Genomic DNA, 21887 nt, shown 5'->3' with positions numbered 1-21887 from the left:
GACGGACATGAGCAACCACGTGCTCGACACGGTGATGGAGTCGGCCGAGCGGATCGCGGCGCTGGGACCGGCGAACGAGGAGCTCGGCCGGCTGGACGACCGCGCGGTCAAGGTCATGCGGGAGGCCGGGGTCATCCGGCTGCTGCAGCCGAAGACGCACGGCGGGTTCGAGGCGCATCCGCGGGAGTTCGCCGAGACGGTCATGAAGATCGCCGCCCTGGACGGTTCCACCGGCTGGGTGGCCGGGGTCGTCGGGGTGCACCCGTGGGAGATGGCGATGGCCGACCGGCGCGTGCAGGACGAGGTGTGGGGCGAGGACCCGGACACGTGGATCGCGTCGCCGTACGCACCCATGGGTGTGCTGCGTCCGGTCGACGGCGGGTACGTCTTCAACGGCCGCTGGCAGTTCTCCTCCGGGACGGACCACTGCCGCTGGATCTTCCTCGGCGGCATGCTCGGCGACGCCGAGGGCAAGGCGATCATGCCGCCCACGCAGTTCCACGTGATCCTGCCCCGGTCTTCTTATGAGATCGTCGACGACTCCTGGGACGTGGTCGGCCTCAAGGGGACGGGCAGCAAGGACGTCGTCGTCACGGACGCGTTCGTCCCGGACTACCGGGTGCTGCCGTTCGCCAAGGTCTCCGACGGATCGGCGGCACGCGAGGCCGGGCTGACCAACACCCTCTACCACGTGCCGTTCTCCCAGGCGTTTCCGCTCGGCATCACCGCGGCGGTGATCGGCACCGCGGAGGGCGCGCTGGCGCACCACCTCGCGTACCAGAGGAACCGGACCCAGATCACCGGCACGAAGATCAAGGACGACCCGCACGTTCTCTACGCCGTCAGCGAGGCGAGCGCCGAGATCTCGGCCTCACGTACGGCACTGATCGACAACATCTGCCGGTTCTACGACCAGGCGGAGGCCGGGCGGCGGTCGACGTTCGAAGAGCGCGCGGCGGGCCGGCGGGTCCAGGTCCAGGCGGCGTGGCGGGCGGTGCGCGCGGTCGATGAGATCGTCGGCCGCTCCGGCGGGAACGGGATGCGGATGAGCAGCCCGATCCAGCGGTTCTGGCGGGACGCGCACATGGGCCTGGTGCACGCGATCCACGTCCCCGGGGCGGTCTTCCACGCCTCGGCGCTGACGAACCTCGGCGTGGAGCCGCCGATGGGCCCGATGCGCTCGATGATCTGAACACTTCCCATGGAAGGGACGACGCGATGACAGAACTTCGTGGACTCGGCTACCTCAGGGTGCAGACGAGCGATGTCGCGCGATGGCGTGAGCTGGCCGTCGACGCGCTGGGCTTCGGCGAGGGCGCCGGACCGGTGCCCGGTGGCCTGTACCTGCGGATGGACGAGCGGTTCGCGCGGGTGATCGTGCTGCCCGGCGAGACCGACCACGTGCTGTCGGTGGGCTGGGAGGTACGCGACCAGTTCGCCCTCGCCGCCGTCGGCGCCGCCGTCGAGGCCGCCGGTGTGGCGGTGAAACCGCTGTCCGCCGACGAGTGCGAGGACCGGCGGGTCGAGCAGGCGATCACCTTCACCGACCCCGCGGGCGTGCCCGTCGAGGTCTTCTTCGGCCCGTTGCTCGACCACTCTCCGCTGGTCACCTCGCTGGGCCAGCGGTTCGTCACCGGCGAGCAGGGCCTGGGGCACGTCGTGCTGCCGACCACGGCGATGGAGGCGACGGTGACCTTCTACACCGAGGTGCTGGGCTTCCGCCCGCGCGGCGCCATGAGGCTGGGCACGGCCGGGCCGGCGCGGATCCGGTTCATGGGGATCAACCGGCGTCACCACAGCCTGGCGATCTGCCCGGCGCCGCACGGCGGTGCGCCCGGCCTGATCCACATGATGGTGGAGGTGGACTCGCTCGACGCCGTGGGCCGCGCCCTGGACCGGATCGGCAAGGCCGGGTTCGCCCTCTCCTCGACGCTCGGGCGGCACACGAACGACAAGATGATCTCGTTCTACGTGCGTGCTCCCGGTGGATGGGACATCGAGTACGGCACCGACGGCATGCTGGTGGACGAGACCTCCTACACGGCGGAGGAGATCAGCGCCGACTCCTACTGGGGCCACGACTGGTCCGGCTCGGAGCCCCTCGCCGCCTTCACCCCGCCCGCGGAGTGATCGCCGTCAGAGCCTGACCACCCTGGTCGCGGGCAGCGGATGGCTCTTGGCGCCCACCCAGCGCAGGAGGGCCGTGCCCTCGGGGTGGAAGCCGGTGGAGATCCAGTTCCCGTAGCCGGGATCCATCGCCGAGACCACGATGGTGAGCGTGCCGTCGTCGTTCAGCCGCCCGGTGTGGTTGTTGACGTAGGTGTTCATCCGGTCGTGGTCCAGGGACTCCATCCACCGGTTCTGCAGCACGAAGTTCCAGTACTCGCAGTCGGGCACCTCGGTCTCGATGACCCACGCCTCGTCCTCGGCGAGCCTCCAGTAGCCGTGCAGGTAGAAGATGGCAGGGTCGCCGCCGGCCGTCTGGAACCCCTCCTGCCCCCAGTCCGGGAGCTCGTTGGGCCGGCTCATGAACCGCCGGGTCCAGCCGGCGAACGTCGCCGCGGTGCCCCGGACGAACCGGGTCGTCGTCCGCAGCTGGTCGCGGAACCGGTCGGGGTCGAGCGGCTCGGGCTCCGGCACCGGGCCGATCAGCTCGATGCCGACCTCGGCGGGGATCTCGGACGCGCGGTCCTGGAAGGACTGCCGGCCGGTGATGTTCGTGGTCTTCTCGGTGAGGGGCAGCCAGTCGCCGGACTCGGGCCGGTCGACGCTCGCGATGAAGCTGAACCGGCCGTCGGCGTCGACCGTCAGGTCGTCGCCGTGCAGCTCGCCGGTGGAGGCCATCGTGCCGTCGACGTGGTAGCGGTTGGCCTTCGAGCCGAAGGTCAGCAGCGGCACCGTGCCGCGGGTTCCGCTGATCCGGTAGCGGTACCGGCCGGATACGTTGGCCCGCATGTAGATGTTGTCGGGGTTGTCCGCGCCGATCTTGCACTTGAGGTGCGGATCGAGGGCGTTGGTGAACTGCGGCCACCGCGGATCGGCGTACTCGATCGCGTTGATCGAGGCGTAGCGGAGCAGGCGGATGAGGTACCGGACGCCTTCGGCCTGGTCCAGCGGGGTCCGCGGTGCGGACTCCGCCATGAGGGCGCGCCCGGCCTCCCGCAGGTCGTCGCAGAACTCGTCCCACATCCGGTTCGCGTCCATCCGAAGCCTCCGCTCGTCGTCGCCCGGATCGTACGAGCGGCGGGGCACGGGAGGACGGCGTGGTCCCGCTGGCCAGGACATCCCGTTCAGCGGGATTCGCGCTCGTGCGCCGCCGCCGGATTCCTAGCGTTGGCGGCATGGGTCGTCGGGTGGTCGTGACGGGAGCGGCATCGGGTATCGGCGCGACGACGGCCGGTCTGCTCCGCCGGCGGGGCGACGCGGTCATCGGCGTCGACCTGCACGACGCGGAGGTGGTGGCCGACCTGTCCACGCCTGAGGGCCGGCGGGCCGCGGCCGAGGCCGCGTTGGGCGAGGCCGGAGGCGTGGTGGACGCCGTCGCGGCCTGCGCGGGGACCGCCGCGCCGACCGAGGCCTCCATCCGGGTCAACTACTTCGGCGTGGTCGAGTTCCTCGACACGCTGCGGCCGGGCCTGGCACGCGCCGCCGCGCCACGCGCCGCGGTGGTCTCCTCGATCTCGGCGACGCAGCCGCACGACGCCGACGTGGTCGCGGCCTGTGCCGACCGGGACGAGGAACGCGCCCTCGAACTCGCCCGGAAGACCGTTGCCGACGGGCACGGTCAGCGGCTCTACGCGTCCTCGAAACTGGCGCTGGCCCGGTGGGTCCGCCGTACCTGCGTCACGCCCGAGTGGGCCGGCGCGGGCATCCCGCTCAACGCCGTCGCCCCCGGTGTCGTGGTCACCCCCATGATCGAACCCCTCCTCGCCACCGCCGAGGGCCGGGAGCTGATGGACCGGGCCGTCCCGATGCCACTGCACGGGCACGCGCCTCCGGAGGCGATCGCGCACGCGCTGATCTGGCTGCTCGGCCCGGAGAACACGCACCTGACCGGACAGGTGGTCTTCGTCGACGGCGGCGCGGACGCCACCCTGCGTGGAGAGGAGACCTTCTGATGCCCGGAGACCGGATGAAGTGGGCGCTGTCCGGCGCGATGATCGACGCCGGGGAACTCCTGGACCTCGCGCGGGCGGCCGAGGAGTCGGGCTTCGACAGCGTCGGCATGCCCGACTCGGTGTTCTATCCCGAACACGTGTCGGCGGACTATCCCTACACCCCGGACGGCCGGCGGATGTGGACGGGCGACGTCCCGATGCCGGACCCGTTCATCGCGATCGCCGCGATGGCGGCGGTCACCGAACGTCTGCGGTTCACGACCAACGTGGTCAAGCTGCCGCTGCGGGACCCGCTGCTGACCGCCAAGCAGGTCGCGACGCTGGCGGTGATGGCGGGCAACCGGTTCGGTCTCGGCGTGGGGCTGTCCTGGATCCCCGAGGAGTTCACCTTCACCCGGACCGAGATGCGCACCCGTGGCCGGCGCACCGACGAGGCCATCGAGATCATCAAGGCGGTGTGCGCCGGCCGGGGCCCCGAGTGGGTGGAGTACCACGGTGAGCACTACGACTTCGACCGCCTGATGATCAGTCCCGCTCCGGATCGGCCGGTGCCCGTGTACGTCGGCGGGCACAGCGAGCCGGGGCTGCGCCGCGCCGCCCGGATCGGCGACGGCTGGATCTCGGTCAACACGACGGCGGAGCGGCTGGCCGACGCGGTCTCCCGGCTCACCGGACTGCGCGCGGAGTACGGCAGGACCGGGCCGTTCGAGATCGACGTCTCACCGACCGACGTCCACGACCTCGACGGCTACCGGGAGCTGGAGAAGGCGGGCGTCACCACGTGCCGCGTGGTGCCGTGGCGGATCTACGGCGCGGAGCCCACCGCGCAGGGGCGGCTGGCGTCCGTGCGCCGCTTCGGCGAGGAGGTCATCGACCGCTACTGATCAGCCCCAGTGGTCGCCCCAGCCCCACCGGTCGGGCGCGGGGACCGTGGGCCCGCCGATGCCGAACTCCCCGCGGAAGAAGACCATCGGCCGCCGCTCGGCGCCGGGCAGGTCGAGGGCGAGGACCCGGCCGATCACCACGTCGTGGTCGCCCGCGACGTACACCGCGTCCACCGCGCAGTGGACGTGCAGCAGCGTGCCCTCGATGACCGGCGTGCCCCAAGAGGACTCACGCCACGCGAGCCCGTCGAACTTGCGGCCCGCGGCCGATCCGAACCGGGCACAGACGTCGCCCTGGTCCTCCGCCAGGACGCTGACGTTGAACCGGCCCGCCGCGCGGATCCGGGGCCAGGTACGGCCGCGGTGGTCGGCGCAGAACAGGACGAGCGGCGGTTCCAGCGACACGCTCGCGAACGCCTGACAGGCGAAGCCGACGGGCTCGCCTTCGTCCAGGCCGGTGACCACCGTGACGCCGCTGGCGAAGCTGCCCATGGCGCGACGCATCTCCTGGAGAGACGGCCCCGTACGGCCGGTCTCCGTCACCGGTGACGTCGTCACACCCATCCCTTACCTCGGTCGTCGGCTGTATCCGTACCCCAACGTTAGGTGCGTCCGGCCCGTACGGCCGGTCGCGTCCCGTCCAGCGAAACCCGCGCGCGAGCGCGGGCCGGCGGCGGGCGCCGAGCCCCGCGGGGCGATCTCGCTGGGCGGGATCGCCCGGCACCGGGGGAGTGGGCGCGCTACCGTCCGGCCATGGACACCGCGCGCTCCTTCACCCCGGTACACGCCGGCGACATCGGCGCCTTCGATCACGAGGCGGACGTGCTCGTGGCCGGCTTCGGCTGCGCGGGCGCCGCCGCGGCGTACGAGGCCGCGACGGCCGGTGCGGAGGTGCTGGTCCTGGAGCGCGCCGGCGGGCCGGGCGGCTCCTCGGCGATGTCCGGCGGCGAGCTCTACCTCGGCGGCGGTACGGCGGTCCAGCGGGCGTGCGGGTACGACGACAGCGCGGACAACATGTTCGCGTTCCTCCAGGTGGCGCTGGGACCGCACGCCGACGAGGAGAAGCTCCGGCTGTACTGCGACGGCAGCGTGGAGCACTTCGAGTGGTTCCGCGAGCGCGGGCTGACCTTCAACCCGAGCCTGTACGCGGGGCAGAGCTGGATGCCGCCGACCCAGGACGGCCTGATGTGGCTCGGCGAGAACGCCTATCCCTACGACGTGGTCGCCGACGCCGTCCCGCGCGGGCACCGCCCGGCCACCGAGTCCTACGGCGGCTGGATGCTCATGGAGAAGCTGGTCGCCGCGGCCACGAGGGCGGGCGCGCGGCAGCACGCGGACACCCGCGCCACCGGCTTGGTCCTGGACGGCGGGGCGGTGGTCGGCCTGGTCGCGCGCAAGTACGGCGAGCGGGTCACGTACCGGGCGCGGCGGGCGGTGGTGCTCACCACGGGCGGGTTCGTCGACGACGAGGGAATGCTGGCCGACCACGCGCCGGTCCTGCTGGGCCACGGCAAGGTGAGCGCCGGGCTGGACGACGGCAGCGGCATCGCGATGGGCCTGGCGATCGGGGCGGCCACGCGGGGGATGTCCGTCACGCAGATCGCGGCCTCGATCCTGCCCGCGATGATCTGCCGGGGAATGCTGGTGAACGCCCACGGCCAGCGCTTCATCAACGAGGACGTCTACCCCGGCCTGGCGAGTGCGGCCGCCGTACGGCATCAGCCCGCGCCGCACTGGGTGATCATCGACCAGGAGGGGTACGAGGACATTCCCCAGCGTGACCTGTGGAACGTGCGGCCCGCCTTCGTGGACGAGACGCTCTCCGGCCTGGAGAAGGATCTCGGCCTGCCGCCCGGCGCGCTCGAGAGCACCGTCGCGACGTACAACGAGCACGCCGAGCGGGGCGAGGACCCCTACTTCCACAAGAACGCCCGCTGGCTGCGTCCACTGCGGCCGCCGTTCGCCGCGATCGACCCGCGCAGGGGCTTCGAGCCCGGAGGCGAGGGCGGCGGATCATCGACCGGCGTCTCCGGGTTCACCCTCGGCGGGCTGCGCACCACGACGGACGGTGCCGTCCTCGACGTCTCGGGAAACGTGATCGACGGCCTGTACGCCGCCGGCCGGGCGAGTGCGGGCATTCACGGCGAGGGCTACATCAGCGGCACGTCGCTGGGTGACGGCACGTTCTTCGGCCGTCGCGCCGGCCGTGCCGCGGCGGCCGGGCGGCGCGACGGCTGAGCATCAGCCCTCGGCCACCGGCATCCGTCCCGACACGACCGCCCGGTCGATCGACTCGCGCAGGCCGGCGCAGGTGAGGAAGTCGGCCGCGCACAGGTCGCCCCGGGCCAGGGCGGGGCGCCGTTCCAGGCAGGCCCGGGCCCCGGCCTCGTCCCACTGGATGCTGGTCTGCTGCCAACTGGACTTGCGGACCTGCACCGTGGCATGACAGCGCAGGCACTCCACCGGGGTCATCGGCAGGTCGGCGAGCCGGTCGTCCGAGCGGATCATGCGACGGGCGCCCGGTCCGCGGCGGCCGCCTGGGCGGCGAGGTTCTCCTCGACCTGCTTCTGCCAGATCTCGTTCGGCTTGGTGGTGTCGAGCTCGTACTCGAAGCGCTCCACCATCTCGGGCCGGATGTCCGCGACGTCGACGTAGAACTGCTCGTACCACCGCCGCAGCTGGTAGACCGGGCCGTCCTCCTCGCACAGCAGCGGGTTGTCGATCCGGGCCTTGTTCTTCCAGATCTCGACGTCCTGCTCGAACCCGCGCTTGACGTATTCGGCCTGGGTGGTCGCCACCTCCATGGCGGCCTCTTCGTCCAGGCCGTCCTGTTTGCGCACGATGATGCCGTACTGCAGGACGAACGAGTTCTCGTCGATCGGATAGTGGCAGTTGATCAGCGTCGTCCGGATGTCCATGTCCTCGTACTCGTACGTCAGCTCGTCGGTCATGAACGAGGGCCCGTAGTAGGCCGCCACCGACGTGTTGCCGAGATACCGCGGCGTGCCCTCGACGTGCGGACGGGTGTCCTCCCGTGCCTTCCCGTTCATGTGCTGGGCGGCGACGTGGCCCTCGAAGATGTTCTTGAAGTACGTCGGGAAGTTGAAGTGCACATAGAAGAAGTGCGCCATGTCCGCGACGTTGTCGATCACCTCGCGCACGTTCGACTCGACGGTGGTCTCGTACCAGATCCAGTCGGTCCATCCGTCGTCGAGGGCGCCCTCGATCCTCGGCGGCGTCTCCTGTTCGCGCGGCGGGTTGCCCTCGGGGTCGTTCCAGACGAACAGCATGCCGTCCTGGTCGAGCGTGGGCCAGGCCGCGGTGCGGGCCCGCAGCGGCACCCGGCGGGCGTAGGGGATCTGTTTGCACCGCCCGTCGCCGCCCCAGCGCCAGTCGTGGAAGGGGCAGGCGATCTCGTCGCCCTTGACGGTGCCCTGGGACAGGTCACCGCCCATATGGCGGCAGTAGGCGTCGAGGACGTTCAGCCTCCCGTCGCCGCTCTGGAAGACCACCAGCTTCTGGCCGAACGCCCTGACCGGATGCGGTCTCCCGTCGCGGAACCGGTCGGCCAGGCCCAGGCAGTGCCAGCCGCGGGCGAAGCGTTTCGGCGCGGCGGCCGCCTCGATCGCGCGGACTTCGCTTCCGGTGGTCATCGTCATGGTCCCGTCCTTCGGCGCGCGTTCCCGTGGCGTTCGCACGCTACGGGCGGGACGGCCGCCGGGCGGTCCCGGTCCCACTGGCCGGGACCACACCGGCCCCGCGATCCGGTCCGGACGCAGGATCGGGTGCGACACCTCACCCGGCGGTCACGGAGCGGAGATCATGACGAACCAGGTGCTGGAGCGAGTGCGCGCGCTGTTGCCCGGCATCGCCGCGCGGGCGACCGCGGCGGACACCGACGGCGCCGTCTCCGCGGAGACCGTGGAGGAGCTCACCGGGGCGGGCGTCCTGCGCATGCTCCAGCCGGCACGCTTCGGCGGAGCGGAGAGCCATCCCGTGCGCTTCTACGAGGTCGTCCGGGCGCTCTCCGGGGTCTGCGGCTCCACCGGGTGGGTCGCGTCGGTGCTCGGTGTCCATCCCTGGCAGCTGGGGCTCTTCGACGAGCGGGCGCAGAAGGAGGTGTGGGGACACGACCCGGACACGCTGGTGTCGTCCTCCTACGCGCCGGCCGGCCGGCTGACGCCGGTCGAGGGAGGCTACGAGCTGACCGGTCACTGGAGCTTCTCATCCGGGTGCCGGCACGCGTCATGGGCCCTGCTGGGCGGTCTGGTCGCCGGTACGGAGGACTTCCTCACGGTGCTCGTGCCCGCGACGGACTACGCGATCGAGGAGGTGTGGGACGTCATCGGGCTGCGGGGCACGGCCAGCGACGACATCGTGGTCGGCCGGGCGTTCGTCCCGGAGCACCGTACGCTCCGCAACGACGAGCAGGCGCGTGTGCGGGGCCCCGGCCAGCGGGTCAACACCGGCCCGCTGTACCGGATGCCGTTCGCCACGATCTTCACCTCGGCCGTCACGGCACCCGTGGTCGGCGCGGCGTCCGGCTGCTACGGCGCCTACCTGTCCGCGATGCGCGACCGGGTCCGGACGAGCCCCGGCGGCGTCCGCTTCTCCGACGACCCGTTCGCCCATGTCGCCGTCGCGCGAGCGGCGTCCGAGATCGACGCGGCGATCCTGCAGATGGACCGGAACGTATCGGAGATCTACGAGTGCGCCGTCGAGGCCTGCGAGATCCCGCTGGAGCTGCGGTTGCGCACCCGTCGCGACCAGGTACGCGGCACCGAGCGGGCCCTTCACGCCATCGACCTCCTGTTCACCACCGCGGGCGGCAACTCCCTGAAGCGAGGCAACCCCGTCGAGCGGGCCTGGCGTGACGCCCACGCCGGAGGCGTCCACGTCGCCAACGACGTCGAGCGGGCCCTGGCCATGTACGGCCGTGGCGCGTTCGGCCTGCCGGTCGAGGACAACCTCTTCTAGCGAGGAAGGAGTGATCCGTGCCGTTGATCGAGCTGGACGGCAGAGTGGCGTTCGTCACCGGGGCCGCGGGCGGACAGGGTGCCGAGCACGCCCGGGTCCTGTCCCGGCTGGGCGCCCGGGTGGTGCTGACCGACCTCGATGAGGACGCGGTCGGAAAGGTCGCCGAGGAGATCGACGGAGAGACGCTCGGCGTCGCCCTGGACGTGCGCAGCGAGGCGGCGTGGGACGACGCGCTCGCGAGGACGAAGGCCGTGTTCGGGCGGGTCGACGTGCTGGTCAACAACGCCGGGGTGTACCGGCTCGGCGGGCTCGCCGGACTACGGCGTGAGGAGATCGACGGCGCGCTGGAGGTCAACCTGGTCGGTCCCGTCCTGGGCATGCAGCGGGTGGTCCCGCTGATGCGCGACCGGGGCGGCTCGATCATCAACGTCGCCTCGACGGCCGCGCTCGGTGGTTACCCGGGGGCGATCGCCTACTGCGCGTCCAAGTGGGCGCTGCGCGGCGCGAGCAAGGCCGCGGCCCGGGAACTGAGCGCCCACGGGATCCGGGTCAACTGCGTGTGCCCGGGCGCGATCGACACCCAGATGATCAGCGACGAGGCGCGGGCCGGCCGGGGCGCCATCGCCCGCCAGCCCATCGCCCGCGTCGGTGCGCCCTCCGAGGTCTCGGCCATGGTCGCCTTCCTGGCCAGCGACGCGAGCAGCTACTGCACGGGTCAGGACTTCGTGGTCGACGGCGGCCAGACCGCCTGAGCCACGGACCGACCCGGTGGGCGAGCGACGGAACACATCGGACCGCGACGATGGTGAGCTCTTATGATCCGGTTCATCGGTAAGCGCCTCCTGCTGGCGGTGCCGACGGTCGTCTTGGTGACGCTTTTCGTCTTCGTGCTGGTGGAGCTGTCACCGGCCGACCCAGCGGTGGCGCTCGCCGGCGACGACCCGACTCCGCAGCGGCTCGCGGAGCTGCACCACGAGCTGGGTCTGGACCGTTCTTTCGCGGCGCGCTACCTGGAGTGGGCCCGGCACGCCCTGCACGGGGACCTGGGTGTCTCACCGATCACCCATCAGGCGGTCTCCTCCGACCTGATGTTCCGGCTACCGGTCACGGCGTCCCTGGTCCTGCTCGCGCTGGTGTTCACCGTAGTGATCGGAGTCGGGCTGGGCACGATCGCCGCTCTCAGCAGGGGGCGCGTCGTGGACTGGATCACCAACGCGATCGCCGATCTCCTCATGGCGATCCCACCGTTCGTCGCCGCCGTCCTGCTCGTACTCCTGCTGGCGGTCAGCCATCCGATCTTCCCCGCCACCGGGTACGCCGGTCTCGCCGACGGGGTCGGGCCGTGGCTGCGGTTCATGACCCTGCCGGCGCTGTCCCTCGCCGTCATCCCCGCCGCACTGCTGACCCGGCAGGTGCGCGGCGCGCTGATCGACGCGCTCGACGAGGACTACGTGCGGACGGCCCGGGCCAAGGGACTGCGACGCCGTGTCGTGGTCGGCAAGCACGCCGCCAAGAACGCGGCGGTGCCGGTGGTCACCGTCCTCGGCCTCGTGGTCATCCAGATGTTCGGTGGCGCGGTCGTCGTGGAGAAGATCTTCGCCATTCCCGGGATCGGCTCGTTGAGCGTGGACTCGGTGCTCAACGGCGATCTGGTCACGCTGCAGGGGCTGGTGCTCCTTGTGGCGGTCGTCGTCACGGTGGTGAACCTCATCGTCGACGCCTCCTACGGCTACTTCAACCCGAGACTGAGGACCAGTTGACGTCCTCCCCCGCCTGAAGGCGGGGGATTCCAATCCGGTCCCCTACACAGAGGAGGGAACAGGTTGAGGTTCGCGGTTCATGGCCCCGCCCGGTGGCTGGAGGGCTCCCCGCGCTGTCACCGTCCGTCCGACGGCGATGTTCTTGGCCGCGTTCACGTCCGCGTGATCGACATGTCCGCAGGCGCGACAGCGAAAGACCGCTTGGCTCTCACGGTTCTCTGCTGCGCAGTGCCCGCAGGCATGACAGGTCTGGGATGTGTAGGCGGGACGGATCTTGTCTATCCGGCCGGCGGCTTTGTGCTCCAGGCGGCTGGCCAGGTGGCCCCATCCGGCTGCGTGGATGGAGCGGTTGAGTCCGGCTTTGGCCCGTACGTTCACCCCCGGTGCGGCGATGGTGCCGCGTGCGGAACGGACCATGTTCTTGATCTTCAAATCTTCGACGCGGATCAGGTCGAAGCGGCGGGCCAGATCGGTGGAGGTCTTCTCAACCCAGTCCTTGCGCCGGTCGGTTTCACGGGCTTTCAACCGGGCGATCGCGGTCTTGATGCGCCTACGCCGGTTCGACCCCGGCGTGGCGCGCGCCAGCCGGCGTTGCAGACGTCGCAGGCGCTTGGCCTCGGCCTCGCGCGGGCCGCGCACCGTCAACAGTTCACCGGTGGACAGGGCGGCCGAGACGGCCACACCACGGTCCACACCGACGACCGCACCCGTACCCGGCCCCTCGATCACCGGCGGGATCACCGCGAAGCAGACATGCCAGCGGCCCGCCCTGTCCCGGTTGACCCGGAACGACTTGGCCTCGGTGGGGATGTCGCGGGACCAGCGGAACCGCACCCAGCCCACCTTCGGGATCCGAACCTCACCGACCTTGCGGGACAGTCGCCGTACGTCCCATTGGCCGCCACGGCGGCCGACGATCCGGAACCCCTCGTGCACCCCCGCCTTACGCCACCTCGGACGCCGATGCGTGCCGGCGAGGAAACGCCCCATGGCCTGGGTGAAATCTCGCAATGCCTGCTGTTGCAGCGTCTGAGACCCCGCTGCCAGCCACGCGAACTCTCTCCTGGCCTCGGTCAACTGCCGGGACTGTTCGGCATAACCCGGCGCACTCGCCCGCCCCGGCCGCCAATGCAGGTGCTGTTCCACCGCGAGGTTCCAAACATATCGGGCGTGCGCGCAGTGCTCCAGCAACACCGCCTCCTGAGCGGGCGTGGGCTGAAGCCGAAAGCGCATGCCCGCACGCTAACCACCACCACCGACATTCTGAGGAGGGAGCGGCGGCGGTTCCTCCCCGGCCTGAAGGCCGGGGTCTCCACGCCGCACAGCCGATGAGACTTTCCTTGCGGCGGAGCAGGGTCCTTCGACGGCTGTGCCGGAACCGGGCCGCCATGACATCGCTGGCCGTGCTGCTCATCCTCGTCCTGGTGGCGATCTTCGCCGGCCTGATCGCGCCTCAGGACCCGAACCGGGTGACCCTCCGCGTGCGTCTGACCGGGCCGTCGGCGGAGCACTGGCTCGGCACCGACGAACTCGGCCGGGACGTGCTGAGCCGGCTCGTCGTGGCGACCAGGGTCGACCTGCTGGCCTCGCTGGAGGCCGTCGGGATCGCCGCGGCGATCGGGGTCCCGCTGGGCCTCGCCGCCGGGTACTTCGGCGGTGTCAGCGACCTGCTGCTCGGCCGCGTGATCGACGCGCTGATGACGCTTCCGCCGCTCATCCTCGCCGTGGTTGTCGTCGCGATCCTGGGGCCGGGGCTGCGCAACGCGATGCTTGCGATCGCCGTCCTCATCGTCCCGGGCCTCTACCGGGTGGTCCGGGCGGCCACGCAGAGCGCGGGCAGTGAGCTGTACGTCGAGAGCGCCCGCGCCGCGGGCTGCTCGAACCGGCGGATCCTCTGGCGGCACATTCTGCCGGCGGTCGCGCCGCCGCTGCTGGTGCAGGCATCGTTCGCGGCATCGGTGGTCGTCGTGGCGGAGGCGAGCCTGTCATTCCTCGGACTCGGCGCGCGAGCACCGCAGGCGACCTGGGGGTCCATGTTGCAAGACGCCTCATCCAACATCACGACGAGCGGGTACCTCGTCTATCCGCCGACGATCATGGTCGCCGTCACGATCCTCGCGCTCTCCCTGCTCGGTGACGGCCTGCGCGACGCACTCGGGCGCCGGCCCAGGGACCGCGCATGACAGGGGCGACGGGCCGCACGTTCTCCGGCGAGGCGGTGATGCAGGCCCGGGACCTGACGGTGCAGGTCAAGACGGAACACGGCTGGGTGACCGTCGTCGACGGCGTCGACCTGACCGTCCGCCGGAACGAGATCGTCGGGCTCGTCGGGGAGTCCGGATCGGGCAAGACCATCACCGCGCTCTCCCTGCTCCGCCTGCTTCCGCCGAACGCCCGGCTGAGACGGGGGAGTGTCGAGGTGATGGGCCGTGACATCACCGCCATGCGGGAGCGCGAGCTCGGCGACGTCCGCGGTGTCCGGGTGGCGATGATCTTCCAGGAGCCCCGGCGCTGCCTCAACCCGGCCTTCACCGTGGGCGACCAGGTGGCCGAGTCGGTGCGCCGGCACCGAGGCTGGTCACGGAGACGGTCGATGCGGCGCACGGTGGAGCTCTTCGAGCTCGTCGAGATCCCGGAGGCGGTACGGCGGGTCAGGCAGTACCCCCACGAGTTCAGCGGAGGCATGTGCCAGCGGGTGATGCTCGCGATGGCGCTGGCGTGCGACCCGATGATGCTGATCGCCGACGAGCCGACGACGGCACTCGACGTGACCGTGCAACGGCAGGTCCTCGAACTGATCCGCCGGCTCCAGGCCGAACGCGGGTTCGGCGTACTGCTCATCACCCACGATCTCGGCGTGGTCGCCGAGATGTGCGACCGCGTCGCGGTGATGTACGCAGGCCAGGTGGTCGAGGAGGCGGACGTCGACACGCTGTTCCACCATCCGGGGAGTCCCTACACCAGCGCGCTGCTGCGGTCGATGCTCGAGCCGGTACGCGGCGAGCCCCTCGGCTTCATCCCGGGGCGGGTGCCGCCGCCCCATCTCTTCCCGTCGACGTGCCGGTTCGAGGACCGGTGCGCGTACGCCGTCGGATCCGTGTGCGGCCGGCCGATCCCGCTGCGGCAGGTCTCGCCCGCCCACCTCACCCGGTGTGCCCGCGCCGACGATCTCGACCTGCCGGGGGTGTCCGGATGACCGCCGCGCTCTCCGTCCGCGGACTGACCAAGGTCTACGGCCGCGCGGGCGGCTCTCTCAGGCGCCACGGGCCCGCGCTCACCGCGGTGGACGCCGTCGACCTCGACCTCGAGGCCGGCCGGACCCTCGGCCTGGTCGGGGAGAGCGGCGCCGGCAAAACCACGCTCGGCCGGCTGATACTGCGGCTGATCGAGCCGGACGCCGGTTCGATCAGCCTTCTCGGCACCGACATCGCCGCTTTGTCCCGCCGGGAACTGCGCCGCATGAGGGCGGCGGCGACCATGATCTTCCAAGACCCGTACACCTCACTCGACCCGCGCATGCTGATCAAGGATTCGGTGGCGGAGCCGCTGCTGGTGAGCGGCGGCCACACTCGGGCGCGGCGGCGCGAGAAGGTCTCGGACACGCTTCGTCGCGTCGGCCTCCGCGAGACCCACATGGAGCGCTTCCCACATGAGATGTCGGGTGGGCAACTGCAACGGGTGGCGATCGCACGCGCGCTGATCACTGATCCGTCCTTCATCGTCTGCGACGAGCCGGTGGCCGCGCTGGACGTCTCCACCCGGGCACAGGTGATCAACCTGCTCAACGACCTGAGGGAGGAGCGCGGCATCTCGTACCTCTTCATCTCCCACGACCTTCGGCTCGTGCGGCTGATCGCCGACGAGGTCGCGGTGATGCGCCGCGGAACTCTGGTGGAGAAGGGCGAGGCGGCGCGCGTGTTCGACCACCCCGAGCACGAGTACACGCGTGAGCTGCTCGCGGCGATTCCCGGCCGGAGCCCGCGCAGCCGCAGGTTCGGCGGGACACCGCGGTCACCGGGCCTCGACCCGATCTCAGGCGTCGGCTGACGACATCGTGAACCGGGAGGAGCGGATGGCCTGCGGCCGGAGGACAAGGGTGGCCGGGCGGCGCGGCACGAGGGCCGCGATGGGATGTGCGCTCGGCCTGGTGGCCGGGCTCCTGGCCGCCTGCGGAGGCGGTGCCGCCTCGACCGGTACGGGTGGCGCGACGGACCCGGACGCGGCGCTGCGGGTCGGCTTCCCGGTGACCCAGACGCTCGACCCGGCGCTGACGCCCGGGGCCGCGGCGATGCTCTCCTCCACGTGGCCCGTCTACGACCGCCTGCTGCAGGTGAGCGAGGACGCCCGCTACGAGCCGATGCTGGCGGAGAAATGGCGGTTCTCCGCGGACGGCAGGACGCTGACGCTCGACCTGCGGCGAGGGGTCACCTTCTCCGACGGAACGAAGTTCGACGCGGATGCCGTGAAGGCGAACATCGACCGCTACAAGACCGCGCCGGCCGTCGCGGAGAGCTCCGCCTCGATCGCGACCGTCGACGTGGTGAGCGACCACGTCGTCAAGCTGCACCTGACGCGGCCGACACGCGCGGTGCTGAACGCGCTCGCCGCACCGGCGCCCGGCGCCATGATCAGTCCGACCGCCCTGAACAACCGGGACCTGGCCACCCGCCCCGTCGGTACGGGAGCCTGGGTGATCGACACGTTCCGGCCCGGCCAGCAGGTCACCTACAAGCGGCGCACCGACTCCGCCGGGATCTGGGACGGCCGGACGGGCAAGGTCGCCCGGGTCGAGATCACGAGTCGATCCACCGACGCGGCGTACGCGGCGGTACGGAGTGGCCAGGCCGACATCGTCCTGTCCAGCGGCGACGACAGTGAGCTGCGGAGCGAGATCGACGCGCGCCGGCTGAGGCTACGGGCGCTGCCGACGACGATGACCATCGCCGGCATGTTCATGAACCAGACCGTGCGGCCGTTCGACGACAAGCGGGTCCGCCAGGCGGTCAACTACGCGATCGACCGCGCGTCGATCGTCAAGGCGTTCGCGCCGACGACGTCCCCGCGGGTCCAGCCATTCCCGAAGGTGCTGGGCGGCTTCGACCCGGCGCTGGAGAACACCTACCCCCACGATCCCGGCAAGGCCAGGGCCCTGCTGGCCGAGGCCGGTTACCCCCGCGGCCTGGACGCCGGCGAATTCCTGGTGGCGAACATGGCGCAGTTCCCGCACATCGCCCAGGCGGTGCAGGCCGACCTGGCCGACATCGGAATGAGGATCAGGCTGAAGCTCTACGACACGCGTCAGCTGGTCACCTACTACAGCAGGAGCGGCGCACCGGGGATGTTCACCTACATCACGTTCCCATCGATCGAGTCCGGAGCCGACTTCACCTGGTTGTACGACAACCCGCTGACGATGCCGGGTGGCGTGCCCACGTCACTGGCCGCGAGGTTCGCCGGGGCGGACGACCCCGGCGTCTCCGAGCCGGTACGGGCGTCCCGCGCCGCGGCGGTGAACCGGTACGCGACGGCCAACGCGCTGTACGCCCCGGTGTGGCAGGGCGTTCCCGGATACATCGTCACCGGCAGGGTGCGGGGCCTCGACCAGGGCCGGGGCTTCCTGGCCCCGTACGGAGCGGAGGACTTTCGATACGTCTACCTGACCAGGTGACCGAGCTCCGTGGCCGTCCGGGTTCAGCCCTGGTCGTCGCGCTTCGCCATTTCCCTGGCGTCCAGGCCCGCCAAGGGGTCCGGGCCGACCTCGGCATTGTGGGCGTGGGCGGCGTGGTGCAGGCCGAAGACCGAATCCATCCCGCTGCGCATCCCCATCAGATCCTCGGCCTGGTTCACCGCCTTCTTGGCCAGCGCCAGGCCGAGTCGCGGCATGGCGCTGATCCGCTCCGCGATGCCCATGACCGTGGTCTCGAGGTCCTGACGCGGCACGACATGGTTGACCATGCCGAGCTCACGGGCACGCTGCGCGTCGACCCGGTCGCCGGTGTAGAGGAACTCCTTGGCGGCACGGGGGTTCATCACCCACGGGTGCGCGAAGTACTCCACACCGGGGATGCCCATGCGCACCACCGGATCGGAGAAGAACGCGTCGTCGGAGGCGACGATGAAGTCGCAGGACCAGGCCAGCATGAGCCCGCCCGCGATACAGGCGCCCTGGACCATCGCGATCATCGGCTTCGGGATCTCCCGCCAGCGGCGGCACATGCCGAGGTACACCTCCGACTCGCGCGCGAACCGCGAGTCGACGCCCCGCTTGCCGACATGATCCCAGTGGATCACCGCCTTGCGGTCGAAGGTCTGGTCGATGTCGCGGCCGGGAGTGCCGATGTCGTGGCCGCCGCTGAAGTGCCTGCCGCCACCCGCGAGGACGACGACCTTGACCTCATCGTCGTCGACGGCGCGGGTGAAGGCCGCGTCCAGGGCGTACGTCATCTTCGAGTTCTGCGCGTTGCCGTACTCCGGCCGGTTCATCGTCACCACCGCGACGGCACCGCGGCGCTCGTAGGTGACGACCTGCTCATCGGTCATGAACCCTCCTTTCGTTTCGTCGCCTGCCGGAGCTCCCGTTTGAGGACCTTGCCGGACGGGTTGCGGGGCAGCGCGTCGACGAACGTCACGTGACGCGGCACCTTGAAGCCCGCGAGACGCTCGCGGCAGTGGGCGAGCACGTCCGCCTCGGCGAGGCCGGCATCGCGCCGTACGACGAACACCTTGCCCACCTCGCCGAGCCGTTCGTCCGGCACGCCGATCGCGGCGGACTCGACCACCCCGTCGAGCCGCGCCAGCACCTGCTCGACCTCGGCGGGATAGACGTTGAAGCCGCCGGTGATGAACATGTCCTTGAGGCGGTCGGTGATGGTCAGGTAGCCCTGCCCGTCGACTCGGCCGACGTCGCCAGTGTGCAGCCAGCCGTCCTGGTCGATCGTCTCCGCGGTCGCCTCGGGGTCGTCGAGGTAGCCGAGCATCACGTTCTCGCCGCGCAGCAGTACCTCGCCCTCGACGCCGGCCGGCTGGGGCTCGTTGCCACCGGGCCGGCCGATGCGCAGTTCGTAGCCGTCCACCGCCCGCCCGGAACTGCGGGCGACCAACGAGGCGGGATCACCGGGCCGGCACATGGTGGCGACCACCGCTTCGGTCAGCCCGTACGCCGTCAGCACGAGGTCGAAGCCGAGCTCGGCCTGCATCCGCTCGACCAGGCTGACCGGCACGATGGTCGCGCCGGTCACGGCGAGCCGGAGCGAGCCGGTGTCCTGCTCGCCGCGCTCCGGGGCGTCGAGCAGCGCCTGGAAGATCGTTGGGGCGCCCGCGAGCACGGTGACCTTCTCGTGACGGATCCTCCGTAGCGCCTGTGCCACGTCGAAAACGGGCTGCGGCAGCATCGCCGCCCCGTGCAGCAGGCACGCCAGGATGCCGGCCTTGTAGCCGAAGCTGTGGAAGAACGGGTTGACGATCAGGTATCGGTCGTCCGGGCCGACCTTGCCGTGCCGGGCCCACTCGCGGGCGGCGCTCACCGTCTGCCGGTGGGCGGAGCAGGCGCCCTTGCTCCGTCCGGTGGTTCCGGAGGTGAACAGGATGTCGGCGATGTCGTTGGCGGAGACCGCGTCGGCGACCGCCTCGACGTCTTCGGCCGGGACGCTGCCGGCGAACCTGGCCAGGTCGGCGTACGTGACGCCTCCGGAGCCGGCACCCGGGTAGGGGAGCCGGATCAGCGTGGTCAGATCGGGAAGGCCGGGTATCGGGGACGCGTCACCGCCGCCCGCCGCCGTCCGCAGCTCGTCGACCTGGTTCCGGCCGAGGAACCCGTCGGCGGCCACCAGCGCCCGGGCCCGCGTACGGCGGAGGACGTCGGCCACCTCATGGCCGGTGTACCGGCTGTTCAACGGGACCAGCACCGCGCCGGCGTAGGTGACGGCGAGCGCCGAGGCCGCCCACTGCCAGGAGTTCGGCGCCCAGATGCCGACCCGGTCGCCGGGCCGGATACCGAGTGCGACGAGCGCGCGTGCGGTCGTCCGTACCTCGGCGTGCAGGTCCGCGTACGACAGGGACACCTCGTCGTCGACCAGCGCCTGCCGGGCGGGATGGGCGGTCGCCGCCGCACGCAGCACGGCGGGCACGGTGCGAGGCGTGTCCATTCGTCTTCCCGTCTCACGAGGCGCCGGCGGCGGCCAGATCGAGCGCGATGTCGACGATCATGTCCTCCTGGCCGCCGACCAGGCCGCGCCTGCCGACCTCGAGGAGGATCGTGCGCACGTCGATGCCGTAGTGCTCGGCGGCGGCCTCGGCGTGCCGGAGGAAGCTGGAGTAGACGCCGGCGTAACCGAGTGTGAGCGTCTCCCGGTCGACGCGTACCGCCCGGTCCTGTAGAGGCCGTACGAGATCGTCCGCGGCGTCCTGCAGGGCGAAGACGTCGCAGCCGTGCCGCCAGCCCTGCAGGTCGGCCACGGCGACGAACGCCTCGATCGGGCAGTTGCCGGCCCCGGCGCCGTGGCCGGCGAGCGACGCGTCCACGCGCGTGACCCCTTCCTCGACCGCCACGACGGAGTTGGCCACGGCCAGGGAGAGGTTCTGGTGCGCGTGAATGCCGATCTGGGTCGCGGGGTCGAGCACGGCGCGGTAGGCGCGGATCCGCTCGCGCACGCCGTCCATGGTCAGCCGGCCACCCGAGTCGGTGACGTAGACACAGTGCGCGCCGTAGGACTCCATCAGCCGCGCCTGCTCGGCGAGCTCGCCGGCCGGGGCCATGTGGCTCATCATCAGGAAGCCGGCGACGTCCATGCCCAGCTCGCGCGCCGTCGCGATGTGCTGCGCGGAGACGTCGGCCTCGGTGCAGTGCGTGGCCACCCGCACCGACCGGACGCCCAGCGCGTAGGCACGCCGCAGCTCGGCGATGGTGCCGATCCCCGGAAGGAGCAGCGTCGTGATCACGGCCCGTTCCACGTTGGCGGCCACGGCCTCCACCCAGTCCCAGTCGGTATTGCTGCCCGGACCGTAGTTGAGGCTGCCGCCGGCGAGCCCGTCACCGTGTGCGACCTCGATCGCGTCGACACCGGCCCGATCGAGGGCCCTCGCGATGCGCGCCACCTTCTCCGGGCTGATCCGGTGCCGGATCGCGTGCATGCCATCCCGCAGGGTGACGTCCTGGACGTAGAGCGTCGGCGCGGTCACCGGGCCACCTCCGTGCGGTTCGCGATGTGCTCGGCGGTGCGCAGTGCGGCCGAGGTCATGATGTCGAGGTTCCCGGCGTACGCCGGGAGGTAGTGCGCGGCGCCCTCGACCTCGAGGAAGACCGTCACCTTGGTGGTGACCGGGCCGGCCCCGTCCGGCAGGAGGGTGTGCACCGGATCGCCGTCGACCGAGGTGAACTGGACCTCCTGCTTGAGCCGGTAGCCCGGGACGTACTCCCTGACCCGTTCGACCATCTCCTTGACCGAGGTGCTGACCGCCTCGTGATCGGCGTCGCCGATGAGGCAGAAGACGGTGTCGCGCATGATGATCGGCGGTTCGGCCGGGTTGAGGACGATCACCGCCTTGCCGCGGCCGGCGCCGCCGACCCGCTCGATCCCCGCGGCGGTGGTCTCGGTGAACTCGTCGATGTTCGCCCGGGTTCCGGGACCGGCCGACTTGGAGGCGATCGAGGCGACGATCTCGGCGTACGGCACGGGCGTGACGCGGGACACCGCATGCACGATCGGGATGGTGGCCTGGCCTCCGCAGCTCACCATGTTGACGTTGGCCGCGTCGTGCCGGAGATGCTCGTCGAGGTTGACCGGCGGCACGACATATGGGCCGATGGCGGCGGGGGTGAGGTCCACGAGCCGCTTCCCGTACGGTGCCAGGCGTGCCGCGTTCGCGACATGGGCCTTGGCGGAGGTCGCGTCGAAGATGATCCTGATGTCCGCGAACTCGTCCATCGCGACCAGCCCGTCCACTCCGTCGGCGGTCGTCGGCACCTTCATCCGGGCAGCATGGGCGAGCCCGTCGGACTCGGGGTCGATGCCGGCCATCGCGGCCATCTCGAGGGATCCGGAAAGCCGCACCACCTTGATCATCAGGTCGGTGCCGATGTTGCCTGACCCGATGATCGCCACCTTGGTCCTGCCGGTCGAGCTCATCTCGGATCCTTTCGCGAGGTCGTG

21 protein-coding genes are annotated in these 21887 nt (G+C 71.0%); 12 read left to right on the top strand and 9 right to left on the bottom strand.

Annotation, left to right across the window (positions count from 1 at the left end; all coding sequences use genetic code 11):
- Positions 1 to 7: 7 nt before the first annotated feature.
- Positions 8 to 1192, top strand: a complete 1185-nt coding sequence (locus OG417_RS40255) for an acyl-CoA dehydrogenase family protein (protein ID WP_329240386.1) — start codon at positions 8 to 10, stop codon at positions 1190 to 1192.
- A 26-nt stretch (positions 1193 to 1218) separates the two neighbouring features.
- Complete coding sequence (locus tag OG417_RS40250; protein ID WP_329240384.1) at positions 1219 to 2130, top strand: VOC family protein; 912 nt, start codon at positions 1219 to 1221, stop codon at positions 2128 to 2130.
- 6 nt (positions 2131 to 2136) lie between these two features.
- Here OG417_RS40250 and OG417_RS40245 read toward each other — a convergent pair whose 3' ends face one another.
- Positions 2137 to 3204, bottom strand: coding sequence for a DUF1214 domain-containing protein (locus tag OG417_RS40245; protein WP_329240382.1), 1068 nt, complete (start codon positions 3202 to 3204; stop codon positions 2137 to 2139).
- A 137-nt stretch (positions 3205 to 3341) separates the two neighbouring features.
- Here OG417_RS40245 and OG417_RS40240 point away from each other — a divergent pair, with 137 nt between their 5' ends.
- Both OG417_RS40240 and OG417_RS40235 read left to right on the top strand, forming a co-directional pair.
- Positions 3342 to 4118, top strand: coding sequence for an SDR family oxidoreductase (locus tag OG417_RS40240; protein ID WP_329240380.1), 777 nt, complete (start codon positions 3342 to 3344; stop codon positions 4116 to 4118).
- A complete protein-coding gene (locus OG417_RS40235) occupies positions 4118 to 5002 on the top strand; it encodes a TIGR03619 family F420-dependent LLM class oxidoreductase (protein WP_329240379.1) in 885 nt (294 codons plus the stop codon). Before OG417_RS40240 ends, OG417_RS40235 begins: the two co-directional genes overlap by 1 nt.
- Here the strand turns inward: OG417_RS40235 and OG417_RS40230 are convergent, their stop codons facing one another.
- Positions 5003 to 5560 (bottom strand): flavin reductase family protein, encoded by a 558-nt coding sequence (locus OG417_RS40230; protein ID WP_329240377.1) that lies wholly within the window; start codon positions 5558 to 5560, stop codon positions 5003 to 5005.
- Positions 5561 to 5755: 195 nt separating this feature from the next.
- On the opposite strand from OG417_RS40230, the gene OG417_RS40225 reads away from it, so the two are divergent.
- Positions 5756 to 7240: an FAD-dependent oxidoreductase gene (locus OG417_RS40225; protein ID WP_329240375.1), complete on the top strand. Its 1485-nt coding sequence runs from the start codon at positions 5756 to 5758 to the stop codon at positions 7238 to 7240.
- A 3-nt stretch (positions 7241 to 7243) separates the two neighbouring features.
- Here OG417_RS40225 and OG417_RS40220 read toward each other — a convergent pair whose 3' ends face one another.
- Together OG417_RS40220 and OG417_RS40215 are read right to left on the bottom strand one after the other, a co-directional pair.
- Complete coding sequence (locus tag OG417_RS40220) at positions 7244 to 7510, bottom strand: ferredoxin (protein ID WP_329240373.1); 267 nt, start codon at positions 7508 to 7510, stop codon at positions 7244 to 7246.
- The gene (locus OG417_RS40215) at positions 7507 to 8661 is read right to left on the bottom strand and encodes a Rieske 2Fe-2S domain-containing protein (protein ID WP_329240372.1); all 1155 of its coding nucleotides are present in this window, start codon (positions 8659 to 8661) and stop codon (positions 7507 to 7509) included. Before OG417_RS40215 ends, OG417_RS40220 begins: the two co-directional genes overlap by 4 nt.
- 163 nt (positions 8662 to 8824) lie before the next feature.
- Here OG417_RS40215 and hsaA point away from each other — a divergent pair, with 163 nt between their 5' ends.
- The 3 genes from hsaA (at position 8825) to OG417_RS40200 (ending at position 11739) form a co-directional block, all read left to right on the top strand.
- The gene (gene hsaA / locus OG417_RS40210; protein ID WP_329240370.1) at positions 8825 to 9979 is read left to right on the top strand and encodes a 3-hydroxy-9,10-secoandrosta-1,3,5(10)-triene-9,17-dione monooxygenase oxygenase subunit; all 1155 of its coding nucleotides are present in this window, start codon (positions 8825 to 8827) and stop codon (positions 9977 to 9979) included.
- Positions 9980 to 9996: 17 nt separating this feature from the next.
- Positions 9997 to 10731 carry an SDR family NAD(P)-dependent oxidoreductase gene (locus OG417_RS40205; RefSeq protein WP_329240369.1) on the top strand — a complete coding sequence of 245 codons (735 nt, stop codon included), beginning with the start codon at positions 9997 to 9999 and terminating at the stop codon, positions 10729 to 10731.
- 63 nt (positions 10732 to 10794) lie between these two features.
- The gene (locus OG417_RS40200; RefSeq protein ID WP_329240367.1) at positions 10795 to 11739 is read left to right on the top strand and encodes an ABC transporter permease; all 945 of its coding nucleotides are present in this window, start codon (positions 10795 to 10797) and stop codon (positions 11737 to 11739) included.
- Positions 11740 to 11781: 42 nt separating this feature from the next.
- Here the strand turns inward: OG417_RS40200 and OG417_RS40195 are convergent, their stop codons facing one another.
- On the bottom strand, positions 11782 to 12972 hold the full coding sequence (locus OG417_RS40195) for an RNA-guided endonuclease InsQ/TnpB family protein (protein ID WP_329240365.1): 1191 nt from the start codon (positions 12970 to 12972) through the stop codon (positions 11782 to 11784).
- A gap of 95 nt (positions 12973 to 13067) precedes the next feature.
- Here OG417_RS40195 and OG417_RS40190 point away from each other — a divergent pair, with 95 nt between their 5' ends.
- The 4 genes from OG417_RS40190 (at position 13068) to OG417_RS40175 (ending at position 17407) form a co-directional block, all read left to right on the top strand.
- Positions 13068 to 13922, top strand: a complete 855-nt coding sequence (locus OG417_RS40190) for an ABC transporter permease (RefSeq protein ID WP_329240364.1) — start codon at positions 13068 to 13070, stop codon at positions 13920 to 13922.
- Positions 13919 to 14935, top strand: coding sequence for an ABC transporter ATP-binding protein (locus OG417_RS40185; RefSeq protein WP_329240362.1), 1017 nt, complete (start codon positions 13919 to 13921; stop codon positions 14933 to 14935). The genes OG417_RS40190 and OG417_RS40185 overlap by 4 nt, the downstream gene beginning before the upstream one ends.
- Positions 14932 to 15786, top strand: coding sequence for an ATP-binding cassette domain-containing protein (locus OG417_RS40180; RefSeq protein WP_329240361.1), 855 nt, complete (start codon positions 14932 to 14934; stop codon positions 15784 to 15786). Before OG417_RS40185 ends, OG417_RS40180 begins: the two co-directional genes overlap by 4 nt.
- 79 nt (positions 15787 to 15865) lie before the next feature.
- Positions 15866 to 17407, top strand: coding sequence for an ABC transporter substrate-binding protein (locus tag OG417_RS40175; protein ID WP_329240360.1), 1542 nt, complete (start codon positions 15866 to 15868; stop codon positions 17405 to 17407).
- Positions 17408 to 17430: 23 nt separating this feature from the next.
- On the opposite strand, the gene OG417_RS40170 is transcribed toward OG417_RS40175, so the two are convergent.
- From OG417_RS40170 to OG417_RS40155, 4 genes are read right to left on the bottom strand one after another with little or no spacing between them, the layout of a single operon-like run.
- Positions 17431 to 18279, bottom strand: coding sequence for an enoyl-CoA hydratase (locus OG417_RS40170; protein WP_329240359.1), 849 nt, complete (start codon positions 18277 to 18279; stop codon positions 17431 to 17433).
- Complete coding sequence (locus OG417_RS40165) at positions 18276 to 19883, bottom strand: FadD3 family acyl-CoA ligase (protein WP_329240358.1); 1608 nt, start codon at positions 19881 to 19883, stop codon at positions 18276 to 18278. The genes OG417_RS40170 and OG417_RS40165 overlap by 4 nt, the downstream gene beginning before the upstream one ends.
- 13 nt (positions 19884 to 19896) lie before the next feature.
- Positions 19897 to 20916 (bottom strand): 4-hydroxy-2-oxovalerate aldolase, encoded by a 1020-nt coding sequence (gene dmpG, locus OG417_RS40160; RefSeq protein ID WP_329240356.1) that lies wholly within the window; start codon positions 20914 to 20916, stop codon positions 19897 to 19899.
- On the bottom strand, positions 20913 to 21863 hold the full coding sequence (locus OG417_RS40155; protein WP_329240353.1) for an acetaldehyde dehydrogenase (acetylating): 951 nt from the start codon (positions 21861 to 21863) through the stop codon (positions 20913 to 20915). The genes dmpG and OG417_RS40155 overlap by 4 nt, the downstream gene beginning before the upstream one ends.
- Between the last annotated feature and the right edge of the window lie 24 nt (positions 21864 to 21887).

Origin of the sequence: Actinoallomurus sp. NBC_01490, assembly GCF_036227085.1 — a bacterium.
In the GTDB taxonomy this organism is placed as follows: domain Bacteria; phylum Actinomycetota; class Actinomycetes; order Streptosporangiales; family Streptosporangiaceae; genus Actinoallomurus; species Actinoallomurus oryzae.
Note: the sequence above shows the minus strand (reverse complement) of the source record. Positions and strands in the feature narration are given on the sequence as shown.

Coding starts and splice junctions, on each gene's coding strand:
- OG417_RS40185 (WP_329240362.1), top strand. CDS start 13,919: ATGACAGGGGCGACGGGCCGCACGTTCTCCGGCGAGGCGGTGATGCAG.
- OG417_RS40200 (WP_329240367.1), top strand. CDS start 10,795: ATGATCCGGTTCATCGGTAAGCGCCTCCTGCTGGCGGTGCCGACGGTC.
- OG417_RS40240 (WP_329240380.1), top strand. CDS start 3,342: ATGGGTCGTCGGGTGGTCGTGACGGGAGCGGCATCGGGTATCGGCGCG.
- OG417_RS40180 (WP_329240361.1), top strand. CDS start 14,932: ATGACCGCCGCGCTCTCCGTCCGCGGACTGACCAAGGTCTACGGCCGC.
- OG417_RS40235 (WP_329240379.1), top strand. CDS start 4,118: ATGCCCGGAGACCGGATGAAGTGGGCGCTGTCCGGCGCGATGATCGAC.
- OG417_RS40155 (WP_329240353.1), bottom strand. CDS start 21,863: ATGAGCTCGACCGGCAGGACCAAGGTGGCGATCATCGGGTCAGGCAAC.
- OG417_RS40245 (WP_329240382.1), bottom strand. CDS start 3,204: ATGGACGCGAACCGGATGTGGGACGAGTTCTGCGACGACCTGCGGGAG.
- OG417_RS40165 (WP_329240358.1), bottom strand. CDS start 19,883: ATGGACACGCCTCGCACCGTGCCCGCCGTGCTGCGTGCGGCGGCGACC.
- OG417_RS40225 (WP_329240375.1), top strand. CDS start 5,756: ATGGACACCGCGCGCTCCTTCACCCCGGTACACGCCGGCGACATCGGC.
- OG417_RS40255 (WP_329240386.1), top strand. CDS start 8: ATGAGCAACCACGTGCTCGACACGGTGATGGAGTCGGCCGAGCGGATC.
- OG417_RS40195 (WP_329240365.1), bottom strand. CDS start 12,972: ATGCGCTTTCGGCTTCAGCCCACGCCCGCTCAGGAGGCGGTGTTGCTG.
- OG417_RS40175 (WP_329240360.1), top strand. CDS start 15,866: ATGGGATGTGCGCTCGGCCTGGTGGCCGGGCTCCTGGCCGCCTGCGGA.
- OG417_RS40170 (WP_329240359.1), bottom strand. CDS start 18,279: ATGACCGATGAGCAGGTCGTCACCTACGAGCGCCGCGGTGCCGTCGCG.
- OG417_RS40190 (WP_329240364.1), top strand. CDS start 13,068: ATGAGACTTTCCTTGCGGCGGAGCAGGGTCCTTCGACGGCTGTGCCGG.
- OG417_RS40215 (WP_329240372.1), bottom strand. CDS start 8,661: ATGACGATGACCACCGGAAGCGAAGTCCGCGCGATCGAGGCGGCCGCC.
- OG417_RS40220 (WP_329240373.1), bottom strand. CDS start 7,510: ATGATCCGCTCGGACGACCGGCTCGCCGACCTGCCGATGACCCCGGTG.
- OG417_RS40250 (WP_329240384.1), top strand. CDS start 1,219: ATGACAGAACTTCGTGGACTCGGCTACCTCAGGGTGCAGACGAGCGAT.
- hsaA (WP_329240370.1), top strand. CDS start 8,825: ATGACGAACCAGGTGCTGGAGCGAGTGCGCGCGCTGTTGCCCGGCATC.